Source organism: Alcaligenes sp. 1735tsa3 (assembly GCF_024134565.1).
GTDB lineage: Bacteria > Pseudomonadota > Gammaproteobacteria > Burkholderiales > Burkholderiaceae_B > Alcaligenes > Alcaligenes phenolicus.
Window position 1 is genome coordinate 2632957 of the sequence record NZ_CP099862.1, and the last position, 13786, is coordinate 2646742.

At 54.7% G+C, this 13786-nt stretch carries 11 protein-coding genes and 3 pseudogenes; 4 read left to right on the top strand and 10 right to left on the bottom strand.

Annotated elements, in window-relative coordinates:
* The first annotated feature begins 161 nt into the window (after nt 1–161).
* The 3 genes and pseudogenes from NIZ92_RS12270 (at nt 162) to NIZ92_RS12285 (ending at nt 1701) form a co-directional block, all read left to right on the top strand.
* Nucleotides 162–786 (top strand): annotated as a pseudogene (locus tag NIZ92_RS12270) (hypothetical protein).
* A 329-nt stretch (nt 787–1115) separates the two neighbouring features.
* A pseudogene (locus NIZ92_RS12280) lies at nt 1116–1435 on the top strand (DNA-binding protein).
* Between the two features lie 173 nt (nt 1436–1608).
* Nucleotides 1609–1701 (top strand): DUF2200 family protein, encoded by a 93-nt coding sequence (locus tag NIZ92_RS12285; protein WP_254002037.1) that lies wholly within the window; start codon nt 1609–1611, stop codon nt 1699–1701.
* Between the two features lie 113 nt (nt 1702–1814).
* On the opposite strand, the gene NIZ92_RS12290 is transcribed toward NIZ92_RS12285, so the two are convergent.
* Genes NIZ92_RS12290 through NIZ92_RS12300 form a run of 3 tightly spaced genes read right to left on the bottom strand, consistent with a single transcriptional unit; the run spans nt 1815 to nt 5120 of the window.
* Nucleotides 1815–3623 carry a hypothetical protein gene (locus NIZ92_RS12290; RefSeq protein ID WP_254002038.1) on the bottom strand — a complete coding sequence of 603 codons (1809 nt, stop codon included), beginning with the start codon at nt 3621–3623 and terminating at the stop codon, nt 1815–1817.
* Nucleotides 3620–4096: an ABC-three component system middle component 2 gene (locus tag NIZ92_RS12295; RefSeq protein WP_254002039.1), complete on the bottom strand. Its 477-nt coding sequence runs from the start codon at nt 4094–4096 to the stop codon at nt 3620–3622. The genes NIZ92_RS12290 and NIZ92_RS12295 overlap by 4 nt, the downstream gene beginning before the upstream one ends.
* Nucleotides 4089–5120, bottom strand: coding sequence for an ABC-three component system protein (locus NIZ92_RS12300; RefSeq protein ID WP_254002040.1), 1032 nt, complete (start codon nt 5118–5120; stop codon nt 4089–4091). Before NIZ92_RS12300 ends, NIZ92_RS12295 begins: the two co-directional genes overlap by 8 nt.
* A gap of 290 nt (nt 5121–5410) precedes the next feature.
* Between NIZ92_RS12300 and NIZ92_RS12305 the strand changes: the two are divergent.
* Nucleotides 5411–5536 (top strand): annotated as a pseudogene (locus tag NIZ92_RS12305) (DUF2274 domain-containing protein); the annotation flags it as partial.
* Between the two features lie 261 nt (nt 5537–5797).
* Here the strand turns inward: NIZ92_RS12305 and NIZ92_RS12310 are convergent.
* The 7 genes from NIZ92_RS12310 to NIZ92_RS12340 form a co-directional block, all read right to left on the bottom strand.
* Complete coding sequence (locus NIZ92_RS12310; RefSeq protein WP_254002041.1) at nt 5798–6418, bottom strand: flavin reductase family protein; 621 nt, start codon at nt 6416–6418, stop codon at nt 5798–5800.
* A 7-nt stretch (nt 6419–6425) separates the two neighbouring features.
* Nucleotides 6426–7028 carry an aromatic-ring-hydroxylating dioxygenase subunit beta gene (locus NIZ92_RS12315; protein WP_254002042.1) on the bottom strand — a complete coding sequence of 201 codons (603 nt, stop codon included), beginning with the start codon at nt 7026–7028 and terminating at the stop codon, nt 6426–6428.
* Nucleotides 7029–7033: 5 nt separating this feature from the next.
* Nucleotides 7034–8347 (bottom strand): aromatic ring-hydroxylating dioxygenase subunit alpha, encoded by a 1314-nt coding sequence (locus NIZ92_RS12320; RefSeq protein WP_254002043.1) that lies wholly within the window; start codon nt 8345–8347, stop codon nt 7034–7036.
* A 32-nt stretch (nt 8348–8379) separates the two neighbouring features.
* On the bottom strand, nt 8380–10266 hold the full coding sequence (locus NIZ92_RS12325) for an ABC transporter ATP-binding protein (RefSeq protein WP_060185259.1): 1887 nt from the start codon (nt 10264–10266) through the stop codon (nt 8380–8382).
* Nucleotides 10266–11150: an ABC transporter permease gene (locus tag NIZ92_RS12330; protein WP_060185260.1), complete on the bottom strand. Its 885-nt coding sequence runs from the start codon at nt 11148–11150 to the stop codon at nt 10266–10268. The genes NIZ92_RS12325 and NIZ92_RS12330 overlap by 1 nt, the downstream gene beginning before the upstream one ends.
* Nucleotides 11147–12160: an ABC transporter permease gene (locus NIZ92_RS12335; protein ID WP_026483510.1), complete on the bottom strand. Its 1014-nt coding sequence runs from the start codon at nt 12158–12160 to the stop codon at nt 11147–11149. Before NIZ92_RS12335 ends, NIZ92_RS12330 begins: the two co-directional genes overlap by 4 nt.
* A gap of 82 nt (nt 12161–12242) precedes the next feature.
* Nucleotides 12243–13763, bottom strand: coding sequence for an ABC transporter substrate-binding protein (locus tag NIZ92_RS12340; protein ID WP_254003220.1), 1521 nt, complete (start codon nt 13761–13763; stop codon nt 12243–12245).
* Between the last annotated feature and the right edge of the window lie 23 nt (nt 13764–13786).

The window sequence follows — 13786 nt, forward strand, 5'->3', positions numbered from 1 at the left end:
TTTTGTTTCACGATGACTCCACTGGACTACATTGAAGCCCATTACAGTAGGTTTATCAATAGCTTACGTGACTCCATCATATGACGGTGCTTTCTGAAACCTGATCTCTCATCCCCTCCCGCCACTCCTATGTGGCTCCTGGAACCGGGGCGTTCCGAGGAATCTTCGTTGCAAAGATCAAGCTGACCAAAATCGCCGTAGGAGCCGCTCATCCCCAAGCCAAAGACGTCGAACTGCGGGATACCGTGGTGCCCGACTTCCTGTGCAAAAAGTTCATGACCGACTACTCCAACAAGCGTAACAAGCCTAGCTCGGCGCGGATATCAGGCAGTCATCAACCGCTACATCATCCCGCTGGCAATCCGCCTACAATTTGCATTCACGGACCGCCGCTCCGAAATCTGCACGCTCGAATAGCACTGGATCGACCTAGCCAACCAGCGGGTGATCTCGCCCGACTGCAAGACTGGTGGCATGTCCAAGCCCATGGACGCGGAAGCCCATCGGTTGCTCTCCACAGCGCCGCGCCGTGAAGGTTGACTCTACTTCCTGCAGTCGCCCAACGCCCCGACCAAGCACATGACCTTTGGCGAGCACTACGGTGGCTGGTGCCGCGTGCTCAAGGCCACGGGCGCGCCCATCAAGATCGGCATGAAGCTAACGCAACACAAGACTGTCACGCAGTTCATGCACTACGTCCACACTAGGGACAAGCTGGTGTGCGACGCAGCCGAGCTGGTCGCTAGCCGGCGCAGGGCCATCACCGGGGCACGACAGGCAGTATAGGCGCAGGCGTGAAGGCGAGGCCAAATAAACCAGACCGTGTCTGGCAAATCCTTCTCTCGCAAATGGTCGCGGCACCGTAACAGCTATTCGGGCGGGCAAAAGGATCTCTACACCGACTGGCTGCAGCGCTTGCGCTACATGCAGGCCAAGGTGGCAATCATCCGGCGTACAAGAACTACGCATCGACGTGGTGCCGGACTACAGAGTGCACTACCGTCAGGCGGGCCATCGGCTAGTAACACTGCTGCGCGGCGGTGACAAGCGCACGTGGGATGCGGACATCCACCGTATGGCGGGCTATTGGCAGGACTGGCAACGGAGACTGGATGATAAGAAGCAGATCTCATGACGAAGCGATGGCCAAGCTGTACCGCAGCGATTCGGCCTTGGCGCTGGAGGTCATCAACGGCATCTTGGCCAATGGTGACCAAGCCGAACTGCTGACCGTGCTGCGCCAGATGGCGCAGGCGTTCCGCGGCGTGCAGGCCCTGGCCGAACAGGCACACCTGAACCCGACACAGCTTTACCGTACGCTCTCTCCCATGGGCAACCCGGCCTTGAACAGCATGATAGCCATTCTCAAAGCCATAGGAATGCGGCTGGCGGACAACCACTGGCTTCAACGCCGGTGTACGTGCAGGCGGTTTGAGGCTGGAGCTACCATGGCTGGACATCGTATTTTCACCTCGGCGCTTTCCTCGGTGTACCCACTCTACGTTCAGAAGGCGGAGCGCAGCGACTTTCAAACCTTCTTTGCCCAGGTGCCCGCTATCCATCCGAATGTGGCATTCCTCAAGGATGCGGCGTACGCGCGTGGAGGACGTGCACGATTCGTTGATGCAGAAGATCTGCTATCTGGACAATCTGATCGACGAATTAGCCAAGGGCAAGGCCATGGAGAAGATCCTGCGCTGATGTTTTACGTTGAGCCATCTCCGCCCCGATGCATCCAGCCTCTGACTTCCAGCCGGGTTTTCTGTACTTATCTATCTAAAACGGGTGCGTGCATCGGTCGATTGGAGGCTTGTTTAAGCAGGAAAAAAACCGGATCGCCCATTTGTGTTGCCAGCCCCGACAAATTCCGTGAAGTTCAGCTTCCTCAAAGTCTCAGAACTCGGCTCCTCATTCTCCAAAATAATGATTTGTCCGGGTTCGGGGCGATTAGCAAGCCAAGCATAAAAGCGATCCTTGACACTCTCATCAAGGAGCTCTTCGCCGTCGCTATCGGCACCATGCTTCGGGTCTTTATAAGTAACGACCGGGGAGTCTATGACGATCAAACCAAGGTGTGGATGCCCCTTACCAACCGCCCGCTCCATCAAGGCCACCATATATGCTGTCAGGAAAATTCCTCGCTTGCCCTTACCATAAGATATGCGCTGGCGATGATTGATTTTAATATCGGATACACCATCATCAAAATGAACGGCTTCTACGCCTGGCACACCCCAATCATCTAAAAGTGCTTTGACCCTTGTACATAGCGCTGTCGAACTCTCCGACATATCCCTATCAACGATCTGCTTTTTCCTCTTACTTTTTTCCTTCATTTCGGCTAGTCGCATCTTGAGACTATCAACCCTCGACAGGCTGCTAACCGCCACAGTAAGCTCCGCTTTTCTCTGGGAAAGAGATGCCAGTCCATTCTTAGTGCCAATGTTTTTTGGTGCTAGAAGGGTATTTTGTTTTTTATCATTCTCATGCGCTTCTTTCTCATTGCTTCGCATGGCTTCTGCAGCCTCCTTGATATCACCGAGAACATCTTGCAAGGCTTCCTTTAAGCCTTCCCTTAAACCTGAAATTTTCTCGTTTTCAGCAAAGGCAGCAAAACGAAGCATAGGTGCTTGTTCATTCTGCTCTTGATGACGTAACTGATGCTGAATGTCTGTACGGCACAATGGGCATGGACGAGTCTCAAAACTCGTAGCAACTGAGGCAGCCGAAGCTACAGCCTGCAATCGCTGTTGATCACTAACATACTTTTTGTCGAGCAGCCGAAACCGATTTTCTGCCTCCTTGAGTGCGGAGAACTCACGGAACAATCGCCGCCCCTCTTTGTCAATTTCCAAGCGAGCCTGTTTAAGCTCAGCGAGCTCCGATGCATGATTTTTCATGTAAAGGTTGATGTCCTCGATCTCGTCCGTTACCTTAGCTAGCCATTCTTGTGCATTTTGCAACGTTAGCCCGTCAGGCACATCCGCGAGCAAGCTGGTGACCTGTTCATTGATGGCCTCAACATGACCCTTCGCAACGTTTCGATCATTTGTAGACGGAGGAAGAAGCATTTCGGAATCATCAGAACCTCGAAGGATTACGGCCAATGCTGATTTATTCCGGGTTTTTAGATTGGTATCTTTACCCTCAAATGGAACGTTATCTAGTGTCTCTATTTCATCAAAAATGCTGACGCGCCGAAGATCCCCAGCAGTCAAGTTTCCAAGCTGTCCGGCCTTAGCCAGTATCTTCATATCAGTGGCATCACACCAGATTGGCAATAACTCACTGATTCCTTGATCAAGCGCTACAACTCGATTCTGCGGTGGATATACATGAAAGCCCTCAAAGACCATCTCCGTTCCATCAAACAGATCGCGGAACAACGTAAATTGGCGCCCATCTGCTAGTGCCAGTTGAAGTGCTGCACGCGTGTACCCCTCTGAGTAACCTACGTCCTTTGGCTTATCGCCGCCACCAAGACAGTATCTAAAGCACTCGACAATATACGATTTCCCAGTGTCGGTTGGTCCAAAAACAAGGTGGGATTGCCCATTTAATTTTAGAGTTGCTGGCTTTTTATCAGGACCCGTCACCAATAATTCATGAAGGCTAATTGTCACGTTGTTGCTCCTGGTGGTTCCGGTGAAACGAACTCAGCACCCCACAAGGCACCACGTGCTCCAAATATCCTTTCGATATCTTTTTCATCTTTATCACCCAGGGTAGAAGCCACCCACTGGCAGCGCCTGTACAGCTCCCGTGAATACTCCCCACCAATTAAACCAACTAAAGCAGGGCCGTTCTCGCCGAGCTGAAAACTAATACCGCTACGCGCAGCTTCTACATCTACGAAAGAGCGCTGCGCCATCAAATACAGCCCTTCCTCAATCACCTCTCTTCGGCTGGTATACTCTCCGCCTCGCAGCGGAACGGGCGTATGCAGGCTTTCTGGACCGTTCAAGTCGGCAGAATAGATTGCGGCATAATCAAAATAAACCAAGCGCTGCAAATCTACCTTTCGAGGATAAAGTGCCATTAAAAGATAGACCATCCTGACACCAAGTTCAAAAGGAGTATTGAATACTTCACTCATTTTCATCCACCCATTTGGCTCGCCCTTGGTTCGCAAGGTGATGACAGGTGCCCCCAAGATCTCCTGCTTGCAACCGCGCATGCAACGGGTTAGCTGTCACCTGCAATCCATTTGCCGTAGCCAATACTTTGGTCAATTTGGTAAGCCCATCTGGATGTGGATAGTTGAGGTCACTTCCAACACCCACCTCAACCTGACTCACCAGTTCATCGAATGCGCCCGGAAGTTTGTCTCGACTAAAACGATACAATCCCTCAGCACTATAAAAAAGCATTCGCTGAGACTTGAAGTGCTTCTTGTACTTATTCGGTATCTCCGATGGCAGAGAACATAAAACTTGACCTGCCTCTTCGTATACCTCCAAGAGCGCCTTAACGTACTGATGCTCTTCCGCTCCAGGGGTTTCAGGCATCACTGGATTGGGCTGCCGGGCTGGCAGCACTCCAAAAACCTCCCAATGCTTATCTGATCGAGCATGAATTTCCAATAGATCGGCTGTGGTCTTAACCTTGATAATGTCAAATTGAAAACCATTTATAAAAGCCTCTAATTCTGGAGTCAGGGTTTGCTTGAATGTTCCAAAATTTCCAGATTTCTGTTTCCATTCCAAAAGAATCCAGGCTTTAAACTTATCGGGATTCAATGTGTAGTCATGCAACGCAGGGCCGACCCTAAGCGCACATATGTAATAATTTTTGGGGCAGGTATATTCACCTGAGAAGACGCACCATAGGAATTTTGCGAGTTCGGGGGCGAAACCACTTGGCGACAGAGTCACCGCATAGTGCTTCCCCTGATATAAATCCCAAGTAGATTCAATCGGCAGTTCCTGCGAATAGCCGCAAACATCCCTGCCTTTATCGCCTGCCCCTCCGAGGCGAACCACTTGAAGGTATATACCTTCTACTTTAAGTTGCCGCGCGCAGCGCTCAATGAATGCCTCCCACTGTTCATCATTCAGTAGAAGTAGGCGTTGTTCGGGCGTCGGTTGCTCGGGGCCAGGATGATAAATAGAAGAATTCATTTTTCCTATTAAAAGCTAGGCTTGTGCGGTGAGACAAAGATGCGGATGAAGTTCCTTGCAAAGCAAGCGTGAGCCCCCCCCTAAGACGTCCCTTTCGTAGCAACAAATCTTTACGATAGTTGGATAGTAAGCCAAAAAACAGCCCGATGGACTCGAAGAAAGCTTTCCTGTGAATTGACCCGTGCTTTAATAGCGTCGCACCTAGAGGACGGTCAAGAGGCATCTGCAATTTCTAAGCACCCTAGCCTTTCGCCATGGACCTCTTGAACGACGGAACCTCATGCCTTGTGCAGACATTTGGCGAAGCAGTCGATGCAGAGAGGTTGGTTCCGCACATGCTGAAGGCGTGCATGGCGGGGGATCGGGGATTCAGGAAAGGCACTGCAACCAGGAGGGTGTCATCGAAGCCGACATGATGGCTTCGTAATCCAACGGCACACTGGGCTATGATGAAGCGACAGACCCGCCGTTCCTCGGCAATCCAGCACGACACAATGCAATGCGGCTTCCTCTCCCGACGCTCTTATGGGACTCCTAGCCGGCGAAGCCGTGGTTCTACAAAGCGGTTCCAAAAAGAGCTAACCTACTGTCCCATATATGGTTTCGAGCCCTGCGTGATTTACGCAAAAGACTTAACTCCGGCACTTTTTTGTTGGTTCACTCTGCGAAACGTAGACTCAAGGCAGAAGAATATCCCCACGCTGTGCATAATACGGCCCAGCCCACCGAGCCAAAGGCCGATACACCTCCAGATCTACTTTCCCCTTCTCGTCCATCAAAGACGAATCAACCTGAAAAGCCAGCACTTCCAGAATATGCAGCTGGTTAACACCACGTCCCAAATCCACTACCTGATCCAGCTTGCACTCCATCTGCACGGCGGCCCCATCCAGGCGGGGCACGCGCACATGCTGGCTGGGCACCAGACTCCTGCCCAACTCCTTTACCTCGCTCTGGCCGGGTGGCAAGGCAGCAGCACTGGTGTGAACCGCCGCCAGATCAGACTGACGACATAGCTGCACCACACATTCCTTATTGACCTGCAAATTGCGGGCCGTATCCTTCAGGCTGCCATCCTCATTGCGGTTGATATTGATCGCCAGCATGGGCGGGCTGTGCGCCACGTAATTAAAGGAGCTGAACGGCGCCAGATTCACACTGCCCGACTCCTCCATAGTACATACCCAGGCAATAGGACGCGGCACGATCAGGGATGTCAGCAGGCGGTAAGCCATGCTGTCGTCCATGCCTTCACAAGACAGGCTGCGATAGCGGGGTGATGTGTCAGTCGTCTGCATAGGCGGCCTAAATGAAGAGCTGAATGGTGGGTAAATAACCATCCACACTCAACAAGTCCACCCGCTTCTCCACGATCTCCCAAGCCTGATCGACGGCGCGCAAACGGTAGGAGGCAGTAGCGGGCAGAACCTCGGTTTTTTGCTTCTGATACTCCGAATAAATCAGATTGGTACGCACGGTATAGCAGCCGTCCTCGTCAGGATGTTCGGACTGAACGCGTGGATGTTGAATCACACGCAGACCACGTACACCGGGTTGCAAGGAAAAGGCACGGTGATGCGACAGGCGATCAATACGCAAACGCATCAACATACGATTTTCCAAGGCAATGCACATGCGCCCTTCGGGGCTTTCCTGGCCGGATTCACCGGGAATCCAGTACAGGCCATCCTGCGCGAATAGCTCGTACCATTCATCAAAGCGCCCCTCGTCCAGCAAGGCGTTCTCTTGCCATACAAAGTTCTGCAGGCTTTGTTGCATGCTCGTCGTTTGGTCCAGACGCTGGCCTTGTTCCTGGCTTTGCTGCAGATTCAATGGTTGCTGCTGTTGCTGCCCCTCTTGCAATGCATGCTGTACTTGGCCACTGCGCTGGCCCTGCTCTTGCGCCATCCCCATCACTCCTGCTCCTGCTGCTTCATGCCTTGCTTCCAGGCACGGTATTGGTTGCGTATGACCCATTCATTATTCGCATCGTCAAAGCTGCCCTTGCCCTGCTCACCTTCCTGCGCATCGTATTGACGCAGCAGATTCACCCACGGATTGCCTTGGGCTTTCAGGCTGGCTTGCTGGCTCTCGAACAAGTGCACATCGTCATGGGCGACAACACTCATGGGGGAGTAAACCAGACGGCTATAAGTCAGGCCGCGATCCAGCATTTCACGCGGTGCCCCTTTGGGCTGAAACACCCACACTTCCAGCAAGGTTCGGTCTACCGCTAAAGGTCGCAATACACGAATAATCTGCGGCGAACCCTTGGCTGCCATGCTGGGGTAAAACACCACATTTTGTGGATTGAAACCCAGCACCCGAGCCGCTTTTTCCTCGCCCCAGGCTTCGTTCATCATGGCTTCGTAGCCTGGAATCCCGGAGTAGTCGGTATGAATGCTGAACTTGGTGCCCAGAATGCTGTGCCCGTTCGGGTAGGTTTCCACGCCCATACGTGAATAGAAGTCGTAGCCCGAACCGAAGGGCAGCAATTGCTCCAGTGCGGTAGGGTCTTCTTCCTTGAACACTTCGCCCACCTTGGCAGCCGAGCTGGATGCGGACTCGTGTGTGGAAATGGGATGGACGGTGTCGTTGATGTTCTCCATGTACATCTTCCAGTTGCAGTTGATGACGGTACGAATCGAACCGCCTGCCACCTGCAACTCCCCTTCCGGAGAGCGATCCGCCATATTGTCCAAAGCCTGCAGCACATCCCCGAAATACTCTTGCATGCTGAAGCCTTCCTTGCTGAGGCGGGCAAACACAAAGCCCCGATAGCTTTCTACCGCCCCCGGTGTGGACAGGCCGCCCGCAGCCGGACATTGCGAAAACTCCGTGTTTTCATAGGCATTTTTCAGCGGCACCGCCAGCAGCGAGCCATCCAGCTTGTAGGTCCAGGCGTGGTACGGACAACGCAGCATCTTGCCCACATTGCCGCTGGGTTCGCTGACCAGTCTGGCCCCTTTGTGAGCGCAACGGTTCATCACTACACGCACCGAGCCATCGCTATGGCGCAGCATGATGACGGGGCTTTGTGCCAAGGTCACCGATACATAATCGCCCGTTTTGGGCACCTGACTTTCATGGCCCACATAGAGCCAGGCACGGCTGAACAGCCGTTCCATTTCCAGTTGAAAGACATCCTCGTCCAGATAGGCATCCCGATGGACCTGATGGTCCTGGGTCAGGCCCGACAAGGCGGCCTCGTTATTGGCATAACTCATAGTGCTTCCTGTAAATACGAGTAAAACGGGATTCAGACCGCCATAGCGGGTACTAAGGCGGGTGCAGCCTCACTCACGGTTTGGGATGGACAGTCCAAAGGCGCAGGCCAGATCTGGCTGGAATCATCCGGCGGCACACTGCCCAGCAAAAGACGGGTATAGGGATGCTGCGGGTCGGCAAACACCTCGGCGGTATTTCCTTGCTCCACGACTTCACCGTTTTTCATCACCAGCACTCGTGTGCACAAATAGCGAATCACGGACAAGTCGTGCGAGATGAACACCACCGCAACACCCAATTCCTTATTCAGTCGCAGCAAGAGATTCAAAATCAGCGCCTGCACCGACACATCCAGACCGGACACAATCTCGTCCGCCACCAGCAGACGCGGCTGCACACATAAGGCGCGGGCAATGTTCACGCGTTGCTTTTGCCCGCCGGACAGCTCCGAGGGAAAACGCAAACCGGCATCCTGTGCAATGCCCACCTGCGCCATCAATTCATCGGCTTTCTGACGACGCTGCTCGGGCGTCATACCCGGCTGCAACTCCAGCACCTGCGTCACCAGCTGCTGCACGCTACGACGTGGGTTCAAGGCCGAGTCAGGGTCCTGAAACACCATCTGAATCGTTTGAGACAAGGACTCGCCTTGCCCTTTGGCAAACTGCTCGCGGGACTGACCTTGCACCAGCACTTGCCCACCACTAGGTTGCAACAAGCCCACCATCAAACGGGCGACAGTGCTTTTGCCACTACCGCTTTCCCCCACCACGCCAACCATCTCGCCGGGACGCACGCTCAAGGACAGGGGCCGCAAGGCATACATCAGGCTGCGGCGGCCGTTGCGTGTGACTCGGTAGCTGCGCTCCACATTCTGGAACTCCACCAGCGGCGCGGACTCGTCAGACGGCCCTTGCGGCAAGACATGCAGCTGGGTTTGAGCGGCCGTATCGCGCGTCATACAGGGACCGGCACAACTTACCCAATGACCGGGTTTCACCGCTTCCAACTCTGGCGCGCGCTGTTCACAGACCGCATTACGCGTAGGACAACGACGGGCAAAACGACAGCCCGGCAGATCCCGCATGTCTTTCAAGCCCGGCATGATGTCGGCCAGCGACGGCAAGGCATACAAAGGGCCATTCAGTGCTGGCGTCGCATTCTTCAAGGCCCAGGAGTAAGGATGCAAAGGTGTATCCAAGACATCTGCAGCGGGACCTTGTTCAACCACATCCCCGGCATACAGCACGGCCACCTCGTCACAGACATGGGCAGCCATACGCAGATCGTGAGTGATCAGAATCACGGCGGTTTGATGCCGCTGCTGTACATCGCGCAGAATCCGGATGATTTGCGCTTGGGTAATCACGTCCAGCGCTGTGGTGGGTTCGTCGGCCACAATCAATTCCGGATCACCGGAAAAAGCCATGGCAATCAAAATGCGCTGACACTGCCCACCCGATAGCTCATGGGCATAGCGCCCCAACATGGACGGCGGATCGGGCAGCCCCACCTCATGCAGACGCTCCAGGCAATATTGCTCGCGCGATGCGCGGGGAATGCCCAGTCGAGCCAAATGCTCGAACATCTGCTGGCGTATGGTCAGCACTGGATTTAGCGAGGACAAAGGCTCCTGCGGCACAAAAGCCACTTTGCGACCCAACAGGCGGCGCATTTGCGCACCCGTCACCACCGAACCCTGAAAGCAGACCTGCCCCGAGGACAGACGCAGATTACTGGGCAACATGCCCGAGATTACCCGCCCTATCATGCTCTTGCCCGCGCCAGACTCCCCGACCAGCCCCAAGGTACGACCTGCCTGCACTGCAAACGAGACCTTGCGCAGCAGCTCGACCGATTGCCCTTGTACCGGCACCGAGACACTGACTTGCTTGAATTCAATAACCGGCACGCTCATCAGTGCGCTCCTCGTTGCTTGAGCCGAGGATCCAGCGTGGTACGCAAACCATCACTCAGCAAATTGAAACCCAGCACTGCAAACACAATGCCAATTACCGGCGCCATCAGGCCCCAGCCCGCCTGGTAAATCTGGTCACGGCCATCGGCCAGCATCACGCCCCAGGCCACCACATCCGACGGAACAGAAAGGCCCACGAAACTGAGGATTGCTTCAACCACAATGGCCACGCCCATTTGCAGGCTGAACAAGGTGACGATCAGTGGCGCCACGCTAGGCAATACTTCACGCAACATGATGCGCAGATGAGAAAAGCCCAACAAATGCGCGGCATACACATAATCACGCTGACGCGCCACCAGCACTTCCGCCCGAACCACGCGATAAAAACGAGTCCAGTCCACCAGCACCACAGCCAGAATCACGTTGAACAGGCCCGTGCCCAAGCCCACCATCAACATCATGGAAAACACCACGGGCGGGAATGCCATCCACAACACCACCAGGGAGCTGACTCCTCGGTCGAACCAGCCACCGATATAGCCCGCCAGAATCGCCAGCACTGTGCCCAGCACCATCGTGCCTGCCGCGGCGGTTACCGCCACCTGAAAGGCCACACGACTGCCATAAATCAGGCGCGACAAAATACATCGGCCCAGGCCATCGGTTCCCAAGGGATACTGCGCCAGACCGCCGTCCTGCCAGGCGGGTGGCAAGAGCGTGGCCAGCAAGTCCTGTGCATTAGGATCATTGGGCGCCAGCAAAGGGGCAAACAAGGCCACCAGAGCAAAGATCAAGACCAGAGTGCCGCCAAGCAGCACTTTGGGATGGGCCAGCACAGGCCGCAGCCGCGCTTGCCAGAAAGAATGTGGATGCACGCTCATGCGGACCTCAGACGTGGATTCATAACGCTGTACAAGCCATCGACACAGAAGTTGACGGCCAACACCATCAAACAGAACACCAGGGCCACGCCCTGAATCAGGGGAAGGTCGTGGTTCTTGATGGCTTGCACCATCAGATTGCCGATACCGGGGAAGGAGAAAATGACTTCGATCAGCAAGGTGCCGCCAAACAAAAAGCCAAATTGCACACCGATCAAGGTCAAGGTAGGCAAAGCGGCATTCTTGAGCATGTGCACCAAGAGCACTCGCCACTCAGGCACACCGCGCAGACGGGCGACGTTCACGTATTGGCTGGTCGCCGTTTCGATCAGGCTGGAACGCAGGACGCGAATCACGATGGGGCTGAATGCCAGCGCCAAGGCCAGAGCAGGCAGAAGCAGATGCGAGAAGGCATCCCACCAGGCTTGCCATTGGCCACGTACCAGCAGATCAAACAGCAAAAAGCCCGTGCCGCCATCCACAGCGGGTGTGCCTTCCATCCGTCCCATAAAGGGCAAGACCGGAAACAGCACACCGAACACCACGATCAAAATAATGCCCCACAAAAAGGACGGCACTGACAGAAGCAGCACCAGCACAAAGTCGGCCACAAATTCGATCTTTTTCTTGTCCAGCAGGTACAGAACAATGCCGCCGGGAATGGAGATCAACAAAGCCATCAACAAGCTGATACAGGCCAGCTCCAGCGTGGGCGGCAAAGCCTGGGCCAGCAGACCGGTCACCGGCTGATGAAAGAAGATGGAGTTGCCCAGATTGCCGCGAAACACACCACTCAACCAAACCTGGTACTGATGCAAGGCCGAACCATCCATGCCCAGCTCAACACGCAGTGCCTGTGCATCGGCTTCCGTGGCCGAAGGAGGCAGCATCATGCCCAGAGAGTCAGCGGGAATGACGCGCAGCATGAAGAACACGATCATGGACAGCAGGAACGCCGTCACCAGCACGAAGACGAGCTTGCGCGCCATCAGGAAGCAAACGTTTTTCATGAAGAGAACCGCAGGAAAAAATATGCCGGGTCAAACCCGGTAGATCACCCCGCAGCGCGAGGCTGCGGGGCGCATGAAAGGCTTACTGCCAGGAATATTCCTGCGGCAGGATGTAGCCCGTCTGATAGGTGTTGAGCTTCAAGCCCTTTTTATAGGCAATGGTGGAGATGGACTGCAGCACCGGCAGGCTCCAGGCCTGTTCCGCCGCTTCACGATTCAGCGCCTGATAGCCGGCCACTCGCTTGTCCTCATCCATCTGCCGGTTCAGCTCATCCAGCGTGCCGGCCAGACGCTCTTCTTTCCAGGTGGAAAAACGCAGGCGTGGATCCAGAATACGGCCTGTAAAAATCTCCGGATCGCCAGTTGCATTGGCCCAGCTGTACAGCATCACGCCCGTCAACTTGGACGAATGGCTCAGCTCCAGATACTTGGCCACAGTAATTTCTTCAACCGTGGTCTGCACACCAATCTGGCTCCACATCTGCGCCACCGCACGGGCCACGTCATAGTCCGAAGGGAAGGTGTTATTGGTGGAGTACAAGGTAATGGTCAGCGGTTTTTCCGTGCTGTAACCCGCTTTGGCCAGTTCCTCTACCGCTGCTTTCTTGTCGAAGGGAATATTCAGATCCGGTACATCACCAGGCGAGCCTTTGGTAGCCAGAACCGACAAGGGCTGGGCGACATTTTTGTAGAAGGCACGGGACAAGCCTGCTTTGTCGATCGCCATATTCATGGCGCGACGCACATGCACATCCTTGAAGCTCTCTACATAGCTGGGCATTTGCAGAATGTAGATCTCGCTATAGGGATAGACCTTGGCTTCCAGCTTGGGATTCTTTTCCAGGCGGGTAATTTCGCGCACCGGAATCTGTACCGAGACATCGGCCCGACCGGACTCAACCGCAGCAACACGCGCCGAGGAATCCGGCACGATTTCAAACACGACCTGCTTCAGGTCTGGCGCACCTTGCCAGTAGTCCTCAAAGGCTTCCAGGGTGATGCGGGAACCACGCTGATAATCGCTCAGCTTGTAGGGGCCTGCGCCAATTGGACGCTTCAGGAACTCCTCTTCCCCCACCTTCTCGAAATAGGCTTTGGGCAGGATATAGGCCGACAAGAAGGCCAGGCCTTTGGGGGCCGTTGGCGTGGGCGAGCTGAAATGGATAATGGCTTCCAGCGGGCCGGTGACTTCCACCGACTTCAGGGTGGGCAGCATACCGTTCAGGGCCAGGGTTTTCTTGTTGATCGCACGATCAAAGGTGAACTTCAAGTCTTCAGCCGTCATGTCGCTGCCGTCATGGAATTTCACCTTGTCGCGCAGCTTCACCTTCAGGGCCTGGCCTTGCTCGTCCGCCCATTCCCAGGACTCGATCAGACGCGGTGCCACCTTCAAATCGTCACCCACAAACAGGGGTGAATCAAACACGGCCTTGTAAATCGACTGGCCCGCCGGAAAGGTAACCGAGGTCGGATCCCAGGACGGGATATCGACCGGGAAAGCAATTTTCAACTCGCTCCCGGCTGCCTGGCTGACCGTCCCCCAGCCCATCATCAAGGCTGCCCCCAAGGCCAGCCCCATTACGCTTTTTCGCAACGCTTTCACCATTTGTCCCCTTTTGTTATGCA